The sequence below is a fragment of the Kitasatospora sp. SolWspMP-SS2h genome (assembly GCF_003259315.1).
GTDB lineage: Bacteria > Actinomycetota > Actinomycetes > Streptomycetales > Streptomycetaceae > Kitasatospora > Kitasatospora fiedleri.
This window is the reverse complement of record NZ_QLLT01000042.1, coordinates 1-15,217: the sequence shown is the minus strand read 5'-3', so window position 1 is coordinate 15,217 and position 15,217 is coordinate 1. Positions and strand designations below refer to the sequence as shown.

Below are 15,217 nucleotides of genomic sequence, written 5' to 3'. Positions count from 1 at the left end.
GGCGCATGGCGGAAGTGCGCCACCGCGTCAGGCCACCAGGGCGGCGGGGGAAGGAAGCACCACCATGCTGGACGCATTCACCGTGCTGGGCCTCGGCCTGACCGACGGCCAGGTGTACGCCGCGCTGGTCGTCGCGCCGCAGTCCACCGCCCAGGAGCTGGCGGAGCACTGCGGCCTGACCCTGGAGCAGTGCCGGGCGGCCCTGGACCGGCTCGCCGAGCAGGGCATGGCCACCCGCGCCCCGGTCGACCGGGAGCGCTACCTGTCGGTCGCCCCCGACGTCGCCATCGGCACCCTGATCGGCCACCGCGAGGCCGAGCTGCGCTCCGCCCGGGCCGAGATGCACCGGCTGATGGACGCCTTCCGGGAGGCCTCCCGGTACACCGACCCGGCGCACTCGGTGGAGGTGCTCACCGGCGGCGAGGCGATCGCCCAGCGGCTGGAGCACCTGATCGAGTCCAGCCAGTACCAGATCCGCGGCTTCGACTGCCCGCCGTACGTGCAGGACCCGACGGTCGAGCAGCCCCGGCAGCGGGCCAAGCTCAAGTCCGGGGTGCGGATCCGCACCGTCTTCGACAAGGAGGCGATCGCCTGGCCCGGGCGCCTGGAGCAGGAGATCCTCACCGGCGTCGAGGACGGCGAGGAGGCCAGGGTCCGGCCGGTGCTGCCGATGAAGATGATGATGGCCGACGACAAGATGGCGATCATCCCGATCAGCGTCGGCGACAGCGTGCTGGACGCCGCGTACGTGATCCACCCCTCCGCGCTGCTCCAGGCCCTGGACGCGCTGTTCGAGGCCGAGTGGGAGCGCGCGGTGCCGCTGCAGACCGTGCTCGGCGACGGCGAGGGCCCCGGGCCGGAGGCCGACCACCTCAAGCTGCTGGGCCTGCTCGCGGCCGGCCTCACCGACGAGTCGATCGCCCGCTCGCTGGGCTGGAGCGCCCGCACCACCCAGCGCCGCCTCCAGGGCCTGATGCGGGAGCTGGGCGCCACCACCCGCTTCCAGGCGGGCATGGCGGCCCGGGAGCGCGGCTGGCTCTGAGCGCCGGGCCCGCCGACGGCCGGTGACGGGCCGTCAACGCCCGCCGACGCCCGCCGACTCCCGTGAACGCCCGTCAACGCCCGCCGGCGGCCCCGTGCGGGCCCCGGGCACCGCCCCGGCCGCCGGGGGTCCCGGGGGTCAGCTCCAGGGCCGCAGCGCCGCCCAGCGCCCGTCCGGGCCGCGCTCCAGCTTCTCCAGGCCCAGCACCGCCGTCCGGTTCAGCCGCCCGTACACGTGCGGGAACAGCACCCCCTCGGCGGTGCCCGGCGGCGGCCCGCCGGTGGCCGCCTCCCACTTCACCATCGGCTCGACCAGCGCCTCCTCGATCAGCAGCGCCATCAGCGGCTCCGGGGCGTCCCGGAAGAACGCGTTGGCCACCGCCAGCGCGGTGGGCTCGTCCGGCGAGCAGTGCAGGAAGCCCTCGGTCAGCAGCGACGCGGCGGTGTACGGCCGGCCCGGGTCGCGCAGCCAGTCGTCCAGCGGGGCGAGGTGGTAGATCATGCCTCTGTTGTACCCCTCCCGGGCCGGGCCGCCGGGCCGGGGGCGCGGCTCACAGCCCCGCCACCTTCGCCGTCGCCGCGATCTCGTACACCAGCGTCACCGTGCACCGCCCGCCCGGCGGCAGCGGCATCTCCCAGCGGACGATGCCCTCGGCGTCCAGCTCGTCCGGCGGCGGCGAGCAGTGCTCCTTGCGCAGCCGCACCTGCACCGCCGACACCTCCGAGACCGGGATGCGCTCGCGCAGCACCACCACCCGCTCGCCGTGCTCGTCCGGGCCGGAGAAGCGCGACAGGTGCAGCCGCACCGTGCGGGTCACCAGGGTGCGCTGGCCGCCCAGGCCCGCGCCCTCCCGGCGCTCGTCCGCCTCCCGGACCACCCGCAGGCCGTCCGAGGAGCCGAACGCCAGCCGCACCGGCGCGCCCGGCGCGGTGAACTCCAGCGCGCCCCGGCCGGTGTAGCCCGAGCCGCGCACCAGGTCCACCGGGCCGGCCAGCAGCGCGTGCCCCGCCGCGTTGCGGAACGACACCACCTCCGTCACCGCGTCCGACAGCTCCGGCGCCGCCGCGTACTCGCTGCGCGCCGCCGCCTCGAACACGCTCACCGGCACCCGGTGCGCCCGCCCGTCCGCGGGCACCGACACCGGGCCGTCCACCCGCAGCACCCGCACCTCGCCGCCGTCGTCCACCCCCGGCAGGCCCGGCTCCAGCGGGCCGGCGTCCGGGACGGCCTGCTCCCGCAGCTCCACCTCGACGGTCTTCTTCTCCTGCGCCGAGCGCTCCCGCAGCACCAGCCGGTCCTCGGCCAGCGCCGGCGGCTCGCCCGCCGACGCCGACCGCGCCGTCGACAGCGTCAGCCGCACGTCCGACCAGTCCTCGCCGGTGCGCTGCCACACCACCGCGTCGCTCTCCAGCCGCAGCCGGCCGTCCACCAGCTCCGCCCGGTACGCCGGACGCCACAGCGCGCACGCCACCAGGTGCCCCACCCGGGCCAGGAATCGGCCCGGCGCGGCGCACTCCACCGACAGCTCCACGAACGCCAGCAGCTCGGCCGGCTCCCGCTCGGCGAGGTCCAGCGCCTCCTCGGCCCGGGCCAGCTCGGTCGCCAGCTCCACCGAGCGCAGCCGCGAGGCCCGCAGCCGCTCGCCGTACGACTCCCGCTCCGCGTCCACCCGGTCCAGCTCGCGCGACCAGCGGGCCTGCTCCAGCTCGCCGCTGCCCGCGCCCTCGCCGATCTCCCGCAGCAGGTCCGCCGCCAGCTGGCCGAGCAGCGCCAGCCGGGCCTGCAACCGCTCCTGGCGACGCGACTCGGCCAGGTGCTCGCGCTCCAGGTCGTGCACCCGGCGGCGCAGCGCCGAGTCCTCCGGCCCCGGCGGCAGCGGCACCGGCGGCTGCCAGGACCGCACCAGCCGCACGTCCAGCACCTTCGCCCCGCCGCCGTCCGCGCCGTCCGCGCCGTCCGCGTGCAGCAGCGCCGCGTGCAGCGAGCGGTCCACCGCCAGCGCCGTCACCGGGCCCAGCCGCAGCCGGTGCACGCCCGGCGACAGCTCCAGTTCCGCCGTCCGCTCCAGCTGTGCCCGGTCCTCCAGACAGGTCACGGCCGTCACCGGAAGGGCGATCGTCTCCTCGGCCACGTTCCACTCCTCCGGCACGTTCAACTCCTCCGGTTCCCGCCGACCACGGCCTTGCCGGCCGGGATGCGGACCACATAACCGCCCGTCAGCTCCACCGAACCGCCGGGCGGCACCACCACCCGGCGGATCCGCGCCGAGGCGGGCACCTCGGCGGACGGCTCGGCCGGCGGCGACCAGCCCGGCCGCTCCTCGATCCGCACCTCCGGGTCGCCCGGGACCGGGACCCGCTCGCGGACCTCCACCGACGCCTCGTGCGGCAGCCGGTTCACCAGCTCGATCCGCACCCCGTGGTCCAGCACCGTCGTCGAGTTCAGCACCCCCGACGTCGACTCCCGCACCTCGGTGTGCCGGGCCACCCGCAGCTCCTCCGCCCGGCCCAGGCCCACCTCCCGCACCCCGCCCGGCGCCAGCGTCGGCAGCGCCGCCGTCAGCAGGAAGTCGCCGTCCACCGACACCTCCACCGGCCCGGCCAGCAGCGCGTGCGCCGTCGCGTTCGTCAGCTCCAGCACCGCGTACACCGCCTCCTCCACCGAGGGCACCGTCACGTAGCCGGTGCGCACCCCCACCGGCAGCTCCGCCACCGCCACCGTGTGCCACCCCCCGTCCGCGGGGACGTGCGCCGGGGCCTGCGCGTCGAAGCGGTGGTCGAAGGCGCCCGCCGACTCGCGCGGCGGCGCCCCGAAACGCGGCAGCGGCAGCCGCCCCACCGCCTCCGCCTCGTACAGCGCGCCCCCGCCCGCCCCGGGCCGCGCGGGCTCCGGGAACAGCCGGCCCCGGCGGTACGACTCCTCCTCCGGGCCCGCCAGCACCATCGCCGGGTAGTCCAGCTGGTCGGCGGACGGGCGCGGGTCGGGCGCGGCGGCCGGCGCGAAGTCCGCGAACGGCTCGGGGGCCGCCCCGCCGTAGCCCTGCGGCGCCCCGCCGTACGCCTGGCCCGGCGGTGCCGCGCCCGCGGGGGCCGGGGGCGGCGGGGGAGCGGACGCGGCCACCGGCATCATCGGCATCACCGGCGCCACCGGCACCGGCGGGGCCGTCGGGACGAACCCCGGCGCCCCCGGGGCGCCCGCCGGACCCCGGGCCCGGGCCGCCGACGCCCGCCGGGCCGACGGCCGGGGCGCGGGCTTCGGCGCGGGCACCGGACCGCCGCCCGCCACCGCCACCGCCACCGGAGCCGACGCCGCGTACGGCTCCGGCTCCGGCTTCGCGCGCTGCGCGTCCTGCCAGCCCGCGAACAGGTCGTCCAGGCCGGCCGGCTGGGCCCGCCACCCCGAGGGCGCGGGCACCGCCTGCCGGCGGCCGATCCGCAGCGAGGCCAGCTCCGGCAGCGCGCCCGAGCGCACCAGGCTCGCCGTCGACAGCGCCAGCCGCACCCCCGACCAGTCCTCGCCGGTGCGCTGCGCCACCGACGCCCGCAGCACCAGCCGCGCGGTGCGCTCGCCCCGGCGGTGCGCCAGCCGGTACGTCGGCACCCACACCGCGCCCGGCACCGCGTACTCCACCTCCAGCTCCACCGGGCCCGCGCCGCGCACCGTCAGCTCGGCGCACGCCCCCGCCGCCACGCCGCCCGGCCGCTCGGCGCTCGAACGGGCGTCCGCGCGCTCCTCGGCCACCAGCAGGGCGTGCTCGGCCAGCCGGACCTCCTGGGCCAGCTCCACCGCCCGCTCCTGCAGCACCTCCAGCCGGGTGTCCACGAACTCCGCCAGCGCCAGCACCGCGTCCGCCGGAGCCCGCCGGTGCCCCTCGTCCCGGCGCCGCTGCGGCGGCACCGGGCGCAGCGCCGCGACCTCGGCGATCCGCTCCTCCAGCCGCGCGCGGCGCTCCTCCAGCAGCTCGACCCGGGCCCGGAGCTCCTTCAACTCCTGCTCCCAGGCGGGCCGTTCGTCATCGGAGCGGACCCGGGCCGGGTACTCCAGCCGGGCCTCGGCGACCCGCCCGTCACCCGACAGCACCCGCACCCGCAGCGACCCCGCCGCGGCCAGCCGGGGCAGCCCCGCCACCCGCACCCGGCCGTCCGCCGGCACCACCCCCGACGCCCGGCGCCGGCACACCGCGCCCACCGCGTGCACCACCACCGACTCCAACCCGGACTCCCACACCGCCCGTTTCCCCGCCACCTGGCCCCCTTCGCCCGTCGGCCCGCACCCCGGACCCGGGCGCCCAGTCTGCACCCAACCCCCGTCACCACACCCGGATTTCCCCTGCGCGTCGGCCCACGGGCCCCGCCGGGGCGGTATGCGCGGCCGCCGGGGCGTACGAGAGGATGGGGCCCGACACCCCTTGACCGCACCCGCGAGACGAGAAGCCGCCATGCGCACAGCCGCCGTCATCGGCACCGGACTGATCGGCACCTCCGCCGCGCTCGCCCTCACCCGCCGGGGGATCAGCGTCCACCTGGAGGACGCCGACCAGGACGCCGCCCGCACGGCCGCCTCGCTCGGCGCGGGCACCACCGAACTCCCCGACGGGCCCGTCGACCTGGCCGTCATCGCCGTCCCGCCCGCCCTGGTCGGCAAGGTCCTCGCGGACTGCCAGCGGCGCGGCCTGGCCCGCTGCTACACCGACGTCGCCAGCGTCAAGGCCGGGCCGCGCGGCGAGATCGCCACGCTCGGACTCGACACCGTCCACTACATCGGCTCGCACCCGATGGCCGGCCGCGAACGCTCCGGGCCGCTCGCCGCCACCGCCGACCTGTTCGAGGGCCGCCCCTGGGTGCTCACGCCCACCGCCGACACCGACACCGAGACCCTCAACGCCGCGCTCGAACTCGTCGCCCTCTGCGGGGCCATGCCGATCGTGATGGACGCCGCCGACCACGACCGGGCCGTCGCCCTCGTCTCCCACGCCCCGCAACTGCTCTCCTCGCTGGTCGCCGCCCGGCTCGAACACGCCGACGAGACCGCCGTCCGGCTCTCCGGCCAGGGCGTGCGCGACGTCACCCGGATCGCCGCCTCCAACCCCGCGATGTGGATCGACATCCTCTCCGCCAACGCGGGCGTGGTCGCCGACGTCCTCGACGACCTCGCCGCCGACCTCGCGGACACCGTCACCGCGCTGCGGGCCCTCCAGGCCGCCGACGAGGGCGAGCGGCGCACGGGCGCGGCCGGCATCGAGGCCGTCATGCGCCGCGGCAACACCGGCCAGGCCCGCATCCCGGGCAAGCACGGGGCGCCGCCCACCCGCTACGAGACCGTCACGGTCGTCCTCGGCGACCAGCCCGGCGAACTCGGCCGCCTCTTCGGCGAGGTCGGCGCGCTGGGCGTGAACATCGAGGACGTGACGATCGAGCACTCGACGGGCCAGCAGGTCGGCCACGTGCAGCTGGCCGTCGCGCCGGCGATGGTGCGGGTGCTGGCGGCGGGGCTGCGCGAGCGGGGGTGGGGGGTGCGGGACTAGGGGGGTCCGCTGCGCGGGGCTCCGGGGGCGGGAGGGGGAGCCGCTGCGCGGGGCTCTGGGGGGTGGGGGAGAAGAGGGCCGGCAGGTCGGGCCCGTGCGGTTGACCGTCGCGCCGGCGGTGGTGCGGGTGTCGGCGGTCCGCTGCGCGGGGCTCCGGGGGTGGGGTGGTGGGTGGTCGGCCTGTGGGGAGGGGCCGGCGGGGGGTTTTGCCGGGCGGGTCGGGGGTGGGCGGGTGTCCATTAACCTTGAGGGTGAGTTCTGGTGTCGTGAGAGAGAGGTTCGCCCCGTGGACAGTGTCGACCGAGCGTCGAGCGGCCCGGTCGTCGTCGCCATCGACGGACCTTCGGGGTCCGGGAAGTCGACCGTGTCGCGGGCGGTGGCCGCGCGGCTGGGGCTGAGCTTCCTGGACACCGGCGCGATGTACCGGGCGATGACCTGGTGGATGCTCGCCAACGAGGTGGACGTCGAGGACGCGGAGGCGGTGGCGATCGCCTGCGGGAAGCCGGTGATCGTGTCCGGGACGGACGCCGCCGGGCCGACCATAACCGTGGACGGGCAGGACGTGTCCGGGCCGATCCGCGGCCCCGAGGTGACCGCCAAGGTGAGCGCCGTGGCGGCTGTCCCGGCGGTCCGGGCCCGGCTGGTGGAGCTGCAGCGCGGCTGCGCCTCGCACGCCGAGCGCGGGATCGTCGCCGAGGGCCGGGACATGGGCTCGGTGGTGTTCCCGAACGCCACCGTGAAGGTGTTCCTGACCGCGTCCGAGCGGGCCCGGTCCGAGCGCCGGGCCGCGGAGCTGCGGGCGAAGGGCGTGGACGAGGCGATCATCACCGCGATGGCCGCCGACCTGGCCCGCCGGGACGCCGCGGACTCCTCCCGGGAGACCGCCCCGCTGACCCAGGCCGCCGACGCGGTGCTGGTGGACACCAGCGAACTCACCCTCGACCAGGTGATCGACACGATCGCCGACCTGGTCGAGCAGAAGGCCGGCCTGACCGCTGCCTAGCGGCACCGGGGCCGGAACAGCACCATCCCGACCGCGCGAGATCCGCGCGGTCCGCGCTGCCCACGGGGCAGGTACGCACGGCACGCCCCTGGGAAGGGCCGGGCCGGGAAACGGAAAACGGAACATGAGCAACGACACCACCGCCCAGCACGGCGGCCTCGGTGACGCCGAGTACGCCGAGTTCATGGCGCTGGCCGCCGAGGAGGGCTTCGACGGCGAGGAGGTCGAGGCCGACCTGGACGGCACCGGCCCGCTGCCGGTGCTGGCCATCGTCGGCCGGCCGAACGTCGGCAAGTCCACCCTGGTCAACCGCATCATCGGCCGCCGCGAGGCGGTCGTCGAGGACCGCCCGGGCGTCACCCGCGACCGGGTCAGCTACGAGGCCATGTGGGCCGGTCGCCGGTTCAAGGTCCTGGACACCGGCGGCTGGGAGATCGACGTCCTCGGCCTGGACGCGATGGTCGCCGCGCAGGCCGAGCTGGGCATCGAGCAGGCCGACGCGGTGCTCTTCGTGGTGGACGCCAAGGTCGGCGCCACCGACACCGACGACGCCCTGGTCCGGCTGATCCGCCGCTCCGGCAAGCCCGTGGTGCTGTGCGCCAACAAGGTCGACGGCCCGTCCACCGAGGCCGAGGCCGCCTACCTGTGGTCGCTCGGCCTGGGCGAGCCCTACCCCGTCTCCGCGCTGCACGGCCGCGGCTCCGGCGACCTGCTGGACGCCGTCCTGGCCGTCCTCCCGGAGGCCCCGCCGCAGCTGTTCGGCGACGGGTACGCGCCCGGCGGCCCGCGCCGGGTCGCGCTGATCGGCCGGCCGAACGTCGGCAAGTCCAGCCTGCTCAACAAGGTGGCCGGCGAGGACCGGGTGGTCGTCAACGAGCTGGCCGGCACCACCCGCGACCCGGTCGACGAGCTGATCGAACTCGGCGGCAAGACCTGGAAGTTCATCGACACCGCCGGTATCCGCCGCCGGGTCCACCAGACCGCCGGCGCCGACTTCTACGCCTCGCTGCGCACCTCCGCCGCGCTGGACAAGGCCGAGGTCGCGGTCGTCCTGGTCGACGCCAGCGAGACGCTCGCCGAGCAGGACACCCGGATCATCTCGATGGCCGTCGAGGCCGGGCGCGCCGTGGTCATCGCCTACAACAAGTGGGACCAGCTGGACGAGGAGCGCCGCTTCTACCTGGAGCGCGAGATCGAGCGCGACCTGGTGCAGGTGCAGTGGGCGCCCCGGGTGAACGTCTCGGCCAAGACCGGCCGCCACATGGAGAAGCTCGTCCCGGCGATCGAGACCGCGCTGGCCGGCTGGGAGACCCGCGTCCCGACCGCCCGGCTGAACGCCTTCCTCGGCGAGCTGGTCGCCGCGCACCCGCACCCGATCCGCGGCGGCAAGCAGCCGCGCATCCTGTTCGGCACCCAGGCGGGCACCCGCCCGCCGCGGTTCGTGCTGTTCGCGTCCGGCTTCCTGGAGGCGGGCTACCGCCGGTTCGTCGAGCGCCGGCTGCGCGAGGAGTTCGGCTTCGAGGGCACCCCGATCTCGATCTCGGTCCGGGTCCGGGAGAAGCGCAAGAAGAAGTAGCGGGAGTAGCCGAAACGGGGGAGAGGGCCGCGGACGGGTGTCCGCGGCCCTCTCCCCTTCTCGTGGCGCGCTCCGGCGCGTCCTCGTGCTGCGCTCCGGCGCGGTGCCGGGTCAGGCGTCCCGGCCCGGGGGCAGGGAGAGCACCGAGCGGTGCCGCCCGCCCGGGGTGCCGCCGCCGGGGGCGGGGGTGCCGCCCGGGGCGCCCAGGTAGCCGGAGGCCACCCAGCCCTGGCCGTTGGCCTGCGCGGCGGAGGTCTGCGCGGGCATGAACTGCGGGGCGCCCGGGGCCTGCCCGGCGTACGTGTCGAACGACTGGTGCTGCTGCGCGTACGCCAGGGTGCCCGGCCGGTCGGGGGCCTCGCGCGGGTGCGCGGGGGACGGGGACGCGGGCTGGGGCTGCGGTTCGCGGACCGCGAAGCCGGTGAACCGCATCCCCTCCTCGCCGGAGCGGTCGCCGGGCAGTGCCCGGAACATCCGTCGGTACTCGGAGTACAGCGTGTCGTAGATCGGGGTGGCCGACACCGGGTGCTCGGCGTCGTACGACGGGCGCATGTTCGGGATCGACCGGCCGGCGCCGCCGGGGCCGGACTGGGCGGAGGGACGGCCGGGGGACGCGAGGTCGTAGCTGTACACGTAGGAGCCAACGAGCGAGACCGGCTTGGGATGCGGGGACGCCGCCACCGGTCCTCGCCCGGTCGGGGGGCCCGTGCCCTGGTCAACGGCGCTCCGGGCGGCCGGGACCGCCGGGGCGTCGGGGCCGTCCGGGGTGGTGGCCGGGTCGTTCACGGGGTCGGTCATCGGCGCGTCCCCGCTCTCAGGTGCCGGCCAGCGGGAGCATGCCGGCGGCGAGCAGGCCGCCGGCGGCGGCCCGGTCCATGGCGATCCGCAGCAGGTCCTCGCGGGGCTGGCGGCCGATGGTGCCGGCCGGCACCGCGTACATGATCACCTCGGACTTGCGGGCCGCCGCGGCCCGCCACCCCGGGGTGACCTGGAGCGGCTGGTGGGCCTGCCACCAGGCGGCCGAGCCGCCGTTCGCCGAGGGCTGGAGGATCGCGTGCAGCTGCCCCATCGCCATCAGCACCGACCAGCCGGCCCGCGGCCGGGCCGGCGCCTGGTTGACGTCCTGGACGATCTGGAAGCCGTGCTCGGTGAGCAGCGAGAGGAACTCGTCCTCGCCGTGCACGCTGCCCGGGCGGCCCACCGGCCCGGTCGGCTCGACCACCAGCGCGGCGTGCTGGGTGTCGCCGCACAGCACGATGCCGCAGGTCACGCCGAGCACCGCGGGCTGCGGCTGGCCGGGCGGCGCGGTCGGCGGGGCGGTGATCGGCTCCGGGATGTCCACCCGGAGCGCGGGCTGCGGCGCGGCGGGCCCGGCGGGCGGGGCCGCCGGGTCGACGGCGGCGGCGCCGCCCTGGCCGATCGACTCGACCGCGCCGCGCAGCTGCTGCTCGTCCACCGGCACCACCTGGGACGGGACGCAGCGGGCGTGCGCGAAGGCCAGCACCGCGGTCTCCTCGCCGACGAACAGGACGGTGCTGGTGGGCTCGTACAGCGAGTCGCCCGGTTGTCGGCAGGAGGTGCAGTCGTACGCGTCGGGGGCGTGGGCGCCCGCGAGCAGGCTCTCGGTCTCGTCGTCGCCGATCTCGGCGCGTACGTCCTCGCTCACCTCAAGCATGCGCGGCACTAGCAGACTCCTCGTTCGCCCTGACGTTCCAGGTGCTCGTTCGGGTGCCCCGGGCGGGACCTCCCGGGCGCGCGGCGCGGGGAGCGCCGACCGCCATTACCAACGGGAGGTTGTGGCTGGGGTCACGGGTGGACGGCCGGGCGACGGAATTTGCACGGTTTCTGATCGCTCCGCGTGTGCGGAGGACCACCTTCCGTCGACGCTGTGCTCGACCTCACACGGGTTCCGGTGTGACCGGGGCCATATCCACATATGGTTTGATCTTGGAAAAAGCGGATGAAATGGACATTTACCCGCGACGGCCATGATCGATACCGCCGGTAACACTGCTTTGACCTGGGGCGACCCGAAACTGTTTGGCACCGCGGAGTCCGAATCGTAGGTTTTTGCCCGGTGCAACGAGCACCTCCCGGGTTCACCCCCGACGCACGGCCCCCCTCCGGCTCACCCCGGAACCCGGGCCCTGCGCCCACCGGCGCGACGGCAGCCAGCCGCCGCCGGGGATGCGGACAGGTGGCCGGGGCGGCAACGGCACGTCCGACACGTGACCGGTCGCCCAACGGACTTGGCGAGCGAGCACGGCCCCGCCGGGGCCTGGTTCCGCCTGCCCTATCCCGGGGATGTTGAGAGGAATCTCATGACCTTCCGTAACGAGACCGCCGCTGCCACCACCGCCCCCAAGCGCAACCGCGTTCGCGCGGCGGTCGTCGGCGGCGCCCTGCTCGCCGCCCCGGTGGCCGGCCTCGTCACGGCCAACACGGCCTCCGCCGCGGACGTCTCCACCTGGGACAAGGTCGCGCAGTGCGAGTCGACCGGCAACTGGTCGATCAACACCGGCAACGGCTTCTACGGCGGCCTGCAGTTCACCTCCTCCACCTGGGCCGCCTTCGGCGGCACCGCCTACGCCCCGCAGGCCAACCAGGCCAGCAAGGCGCAGCAGATCGCCGTCGCCGAGAAGGTCCTGGCCTCGCAGGGCCCGGGCGCCTGGCCCGTCTGCTCGGTGAAGGCCGGCCTGACCAAGGGCGGCGCCCCGGCCCAGGTCGACACCTCGTCCGGCAGCTCCTCCTCGTCCGCTTCGTCCTCGAAGTCGACCTCCTCCGCGAAGTCGAACAGCGCCGCCTCGGGCGACTCCGCCAAGGCCTCCCGCTCCGAGTCCCGCGCCCAGGCCCCCAAGGCCGCCGCGCAGGAGGCCCCGAAGCAGACCTGGAAGAACAAGTCCGCCGCGGCGACCACCGACACCAACACCGCCAAGTCCGGCAACAGCTACACCGTGCAGGCCGGCGACACCCTGTCCAAGATCGCGGACAGCCTGGGCGTCGACTGGCACACCCTGTACACCAGCAACTCCGGTGTCGTGGGCGGCAACCCGGACCTGATCTACCCGGGCCAGGTCCTGTCCGTCTGACCCACCCCGTGGAAGCACCGCTTCCTCCGGGGCCGCCCGTCGGCCCCACCCCGTCGGCGTGAAGCCGCCACCCCGTACCCCGGGGGTGGCGGCTTCCGCCGTTCGCGGGGCGCGCGGCGGGGGCCGGGTCCGGGGCGGGGCCACCCGCTCGGCGGTGTCCGGAGAGTGGTGCGGCGGGTGCGGTGCGTAGCGTCGGGGGATGCGAATACCTCTGCGGATGCCCTACTCGTCCGGCCGGGCGCTGATCGCGCTCGGCCTGCTGCTCCCCGCCGCTGCCGCCACGACGGCCGGTACGCCCGCCGCCGCCCGCCAGGCGGTGTCCGACGCGGTGTGGGACCGGCTCGCCGACTGCGAGAGCAGCGGCGACTGGCAGGCCGACACCGGCAACGGCTACTACGGCGGCCTGCAGATCTGGCCGCCCACCTGGCGGGAGGCGGGCGGCCTGCGCTACGCCGACCGCCCCGACCGCGCGAGCCGGCGGCAGCAGATCACCGTGGGCGAGGAGATCCTGCGCCGCCAGGGCTGGAACGCCTGGGGCTGGTGCGCGCGGAAGATCGGGGTGCTGGAGTAGGCGGTCGGGCGGTCGGGCGGGCGGCCGGGCGGGAGCGGGGCGGGTCGCCGGGGCCGGGGGCTACCAGACGCGGCCCTCGGGGAAGGCGGACAGCTCCGGGGCGGACAGGTGGGGGAGCCGGAAGAGCGTCGTCGCCGGGTCGGCCGTGGGGTCGGCGGACGGGACGTCGGCGAGTTCGTCCGAGCGGAGGACGAAGCGCAGCAGCTCCCAGCCGGACGGGTCGAGGGCCAGCACGGCGGTGTGCACGCCGGGGTCGCGGGCCAGTTCGCGCAGCTGCTCCACCTCCTGCCCGACGTGCGCGGCGAGCGCCAGCGGGTCCGGGCCGGCCGGGACGGTGGTCAGCCGGCGGGTGGCGGTGCCGGGCTCGGCGACGGCGGTGCGGGCCGGGCCGGAGAAGTGGGCGAGGACGGTCCAGTGGCGGACGGTCGGGCGCCCGAAGTCCCGGACGATGTTCTCGAAGCCCCCGCCGCCGACCAGGAACCGGGCCGCCTCCCCGTCCGAGCGCCACACGTACAGCGGCGCGTACTGGTTGACCGGCGAGCCGTCCGTCCCGCGCTCGCGGATCAGCCACGCCTTGAAGCCGAGCCCCGGCCGGTCGTCCAGCAGCGGGGCGCCGGCCTTGATCCGGCGGCGGATGATGTCGAGGTCGTAGTCGGCGGGCAGGGTGATCTCGTACTGCTTGGCGAGCACGGCGGTGTTCCTGTCGTCGGTCGAGCGGCGGTTCGGCGGCGCGGTGGTTCGGTGGCGCGGGGTGGTGCGAAGCGGTGCGGCGGTGCTGGGTGTCCAATATGTCGCGGTTGTGGGGTGGGGTCGCGGGAACGCGCCCGGGGCCGGGGGTGAGCGTGGGCGGCGGCCGGTTGACGGTGCGGTGCGGGGCAGCCCGGTTCAGGCGGTGGCGCTCCGCTCCCGGGCGGTCCGGACGGCCGGGCCGACGGAGGCGGGCAGCGCGGCGGACGGGTAGCGGTGCAGCAGGGCGGCCACGACGGCGTCCGCGGCGACGGGCTTGCCGAGTTCGGTGGCGAACGCGCGCAGGTAGTCGCCGGTCCAGCCGATCGGGTCGGTCGGGTCGGTCGGGTCGGCGGGGGGAGCGGCGGGGCCGGGGGCGGTCGGGTGGCGGTGGCCCGGGACGGTGCGCAGCGGTTCCAGCGCCGCCATCTCGTCGAGCAGGCCGATCCACGCCTCGCGCTGCGCGGCGTCCGGGGTGTCGGCCAGCCACGGGTGCACGTTCAGCCAGAGCAGCGGGCCGCCGAGCAGCGTCCGGCTCCGGTGCTCCCACAGGTAGTGGTGCTCGGGCAGCCCCAGGGACGCCCCGCGCAGCTCCAGCCGGTGGTCCTCCAGCTCGACGGCGTCGCCCTCCAGCGGCTCCAACGCGACCAGGCGGGAGGGGAGTTCGGCCCCCAGCCCGGCCCAGGCGGCACGCACCGCCGGGTAGTCGCGCTCGATCCGGGCGCGGACCGGGTCGGGGGCGAGCATCCGCGCCTCGGGGAAGGCGTCGCGCAGCACCTCCGCCGCCAGCCAGCAGTCCGGCGCGTAGTGCGGCACCAGGACGGCGCTCAGCCGCCGCCCCGAGTCCTCGACCTCCCGGGCCAGCCGCCGCCCGTCCGAGAGCCGCAGCCCCGCACCGACCAGCACCGCCCGGTGCTGCCCGAGCACCAGCACGGCGGTCTTGTGCAGCGAGGCCTCGGGAAGGTCCACCACGCGGAACTCCAACGGCTGCATCGCGCCACCTCCTCCGGGGGGGAAGCCCCCACACCAGGGTCCGACGGGACGGCGGCGGGCGCATGTGGGGAGGGGAGGAGCGCCTGCGGCGGGCTGCGGCGGGCTGCGGCGGGCTGCGGCGGGCTGCGGCGTGTTGCGAGAGGGGCGGGGCCGGGCGCATGGGGGGAAGGGGCGGAGACACCTGCAGCGGGCCGCGCAGCGGGTGCGTTCGCCGACAGGGATGCGGCCGGTGGTGCTGCCGAGGGACGGGCGCCGGAGACCGCGTGCGCGGATCCGGGCCGAGAGAGCGGCCGGGTCCGGCCCCCGGCCGCGATCGGTCCTGGCGTCGGCGCGGGCTTCGGCCACGCCACCGACGAGTCACTCTGCGTGCGGCGGATCGGGCGTCGGTTTCAACGCCAGCTGACGGGGCTGCGGTAGCAGGCCCGGCACTCGCGACGGCACCAGTGCGCCCTGGGGCGGCGGTGGTCACGGATGGAGCGAGGCTCTGCCGCGCGGGTCATCAGAACGGCGGTCAGGGCGGCGAGTTCGTCATCGGACAGTTCGCCCCTGACGATCCGAACGGCGAATCCCGTCATCACTTGCCTTCCGGTGCTGCTTCACATCGGCGGGTTGCCGTGCTTGCGGCTGGGCAGGTCGGCGTGCTTGGTGCGGAGCATGGCGAGTGAGGAGGCGAGTACGGCGCGGGTCTCGGCC

The 15,217-nt window shown here is 76.2% G+C and carries 14 protein-coding genes; 6 read left to right on the top strand and 8 right to left on the bottom strand.

Translation table 11 applies throughout. The features are described from left to right. The first annotated feature begins 64 nt into the window (after nucleotides 1–64). Nucleotides 65–1,042: a helix-turn-helix domain-containing protein gene (locus tag K353_RS31840; protein ID WP_100840101.1), complete on the top strand. Its 978-nt coding sequence runs from the start codon at nucleotides 65–67 to the stop codon at nucleotides 1,040–1,042. Nucleotides 1,043–1,180: 138 nt separating this feature from the next. On the opposite strand, the gene K353_RS31835 is transcribed toward K353_RS31840, so the two are convergent. From K353_RS31835 to K353_RS31825, 3 genes are read right to left on the bottom strand one after another with little or no spacing between them, the layout of a single operon-like run. Next, nucleotides 1,181–1,543 (bottom strand): DUF952 domain-containing protein, encoded by a 363-nt coding sequence (locus K353_RS31835; RefSeq protein WP_111556960.1) that lies wholly within the window; start codon nucleotides 1,541–1,543, stop codon nucleotides 1,181–1,183. A 49-nt stretch (nucleotides 1,544–1,592) separates the two neighbouring features. Next, the gene (locus K353_RS31830; protein ID WP_233533960.1) at nucleotides 1,593–3,191 is read right to left on the bottom strand and encodes a DUF4139 domain-containing protein; all 1,599 of its coding nucleotides are present in this window, start codon (nucleotides 3,189–3,191) and stop codon (nucleotides 1,593–1,595) included. 2 nt (nucleotides 3,192–3,193) lie between these two features. Next, nucleotides 3,194–5,287, bottom strand: a complete 2,094-nt coding sequence (locus K353_RS31825) for a DUF4139 domain-containing protein (protein ID WP_233533959.1) — start codon at nucleotides 5,285–5,287, stop codon at nucleotides 3,194–3,196. Nucleotides 5,288–5,480: 193 nt separating this feature from the next. Between K353_RS31825 and K353_RS31820 the strand changes: the two genes are divergently transcribed. The 3 genes from K353_RS31820 (at nucleotide 5,481) to der (ending at nucleotide 9,145) form a co-directional block, all read left to right on the top strand. Then, nucleotides 5,481–6,566 (top strand): prephenate dehydrogenase, encoded by a 1,086-nt coding sequence (locus K353_RS31820; RefSeq protein ID WP_111556959.1) that lies wholly within the window; start codon nucleotides 5,481–5,483, stop codon nucleotides 6,564–6,566. 286 nt (nucleotides 6,567–6,852) lie between these two features. Continuing rightward, nucleotides 6,853–7,569: a (d)CMP kinase gene (cmk, locus tag K353_RS31815; RefSeq protein ID WP_111556958.1), complete on the top strand. Its 717-nt coding sequence runs from the start codon at nucleotides 6,853–6,855 to the stop codon at nucleotides 7,567–7,569. A gap of 124 nt (nucleotides 7,570–7,693) precedes the next feature. Beyond that, a complete protein-coding gene (gene der, locus K353_RS31810; protein WP_111556957.1) occupies nucleotides 7,694–9,145 on the top strand; it encodes a ribosome biogenesis GTPase Der in 1,452 nt (483 codons plus the stop codon). A gap of 111 nt (nucleotides 9,146–9,256) precedes the next feature. Here der and K353_RS31805 read toward each other — a convergent pair whose 3' ends face one another. Together K353_RS31805 and K353_RS31800 are read right to left on the bottom strand one after the other, a co-directional pair. Continuing rightward, nucleotides 9,257–9,943, bottom strand: coding sequence for a hypothetical protein (locus K353_RS31805; protein WP_111556956.1), 687 nt, complete (start codon nucleotides 9,941–9,943; stop codon nucleotides 9,257–9,259). A gap of 16 nt (nucleotides 9,944–9,959) precedes the next feature. Continuing rightward, entirely contained in the window at nucleotides 9,960–10,820 is an 861-nt protein-coding gene (locus K353_RS31800) for a hypothetical protein (protein ID WP_199528311.1), read from the bottom strand. A gap of 646 nt (nucleotides 10,821–11,466) precedes the next feature. Between K353_RS31800 and K353_RS37040 the strand changes: the two genes are divergently transcribed. After that, complete coding sequence (locus tag K353_RS37040) at nucleotides 11,467–12,234, top strand: transglycosylase family protein (RefSeq protein WP_111556954.1); 768 nt, start codon at nucleotides 11,467–11,469, stop codon at nucleotides 12,232–12,234. A gap of 199 nt (nucleotides 12,235–12,433) precedes the next feature. Then, a complete protein-coding gene (locus K353_RS37035) occupies nucleotides 12,434–12,805 on the top strand; it encodes a transglycosylase family protein (RefSeq protein WP_158585552.1) in 372 nt (123 codons plus the stop codon). Between the two features lie 60 nt (nucleotides 12,806–12,865). Here the strand turns inward: K353_RS37035 and K353_RS31785 are convergent, their stop codons facing one another. The 3 genes from K353_RS31785 to K353_RS37365 all read right to left on the bottom strand — a co-directional run bounded on the left by K353_RS31785 (nucleotide 12,866) and on the right by K353_RS37365 (nucleotide 15,099). Further along, nucleotides 12,866–13,495 carry a DUF4865 family protein gene (locus K353_RS31785; protein ID WP_111556953.1) on the bottom strand — a complete coding sequence of 210 codons (630 nt, stop codon included), beginning with the start codon at nucleotides 13,493–13,495 and terminating at the stop codon, nucleotides 12,866–12,868. Between the two features lie 195 nt (nucleotides 13,496–13,690). Continuing rightward, entirely contained in the window at nucleotides 13,691–14,524 is an 834-nt protein-coding gene (locus K353_RS31780; RefSeq protein ID WP_111556952.1) for an MBL fold metallo-hydrolase, read from the bottom strand. Between the two features lie 389 nt (nucleotides 14,525–14,913). Continuing rightward, a complete protein-coding gene (locus K353_RS37365; RefSeq protein WP_111556978.1) occupies nucleotides 14,914–15,099 on the bottom strand; it encodes an acyl-CoA carboxylase subunit epsilon in 186 nt (61 codons plus the stop codon). Between the last annotated feature and the right edge of the window lie 118 nt (nucleotides 15,100–15,217).

What these genes read in the sequence shown, in the direction of transcription:
- K353_RS31840 (WP_100840101.1), top strand. Translation starts at nt 65, where the DNA reads ATGCTGGACGCATTCACCGTGCTGGGCCTCGGCCTGACCGACGGCCAG.
- K353_RS31835 (WP_111556960.1), bottom strand. Translation starts at nt 1,543, where the DNA reads ATGATCTACCACCTCGCCCCGCTGGACGACTGGCTGCGCGACCCGGGC.
- K353_RS31820 (WP_111556959.1), top strand. Translation starts at nt 5,481, where the DNA reads ATGCGCACAGCCGCCGTCATCGGCACCGGACTGATCGGCACCTCCGCC.
- der (WP_111556957.1), top strand. Translation starts at nt 7,694, where the DNA reads ATGAGCAACGACACCACCGCCCAGCACGGCGGCCTCGGTGACGCCGAG.
- K353_RS31805 (WP_111556956.1), bottom strand. Translation starts at nt 9,943, where the DNA reads ATGACCGACCCCGTGAACGACCCGGCCACCACCCCGGACGGCCCCGAC.
- K353_RS31800 (WP_199528311.1), bottom strand. Translation starts at nt 10,820, where the DNA reads ATGCTTGAGGTGAGCGAGGACGTACGCGCCGAGATCGGCGACGACGAG.
- K353_RS37040 (WP_111556954.1), top strand. Translation starts at nt 11,467, where the DNA reads ATGACCTTCCGTAACGAGACCGCCGCTGCCACCACCGCCCCCAAGCGC.
- K353_RS37035 (WP_158585552.1), top strand. Translation starts at nt 12,434, where the DNA reads ATGCGAATACCTCTGCGGATGCCCTACTCGTCCGGCCGGGCGCTGATC.
- K353_RS31780 (WP_111556952.1), bottom strand. Translation starts at nt 14,524, where the DNA reads ATGCAGCCGTTGGAGTTCCGCGTGGTGGACCTTCCCGAGGCCTCGCTG.
- K353_RS37365 (WP_111556978.1), bottom strand. Translation starts at nt 15,099, where the DNA reads ATGACGGGATTCGCCGTTCGGATCGTCAGGGGCGAACTGTCCGATGAC.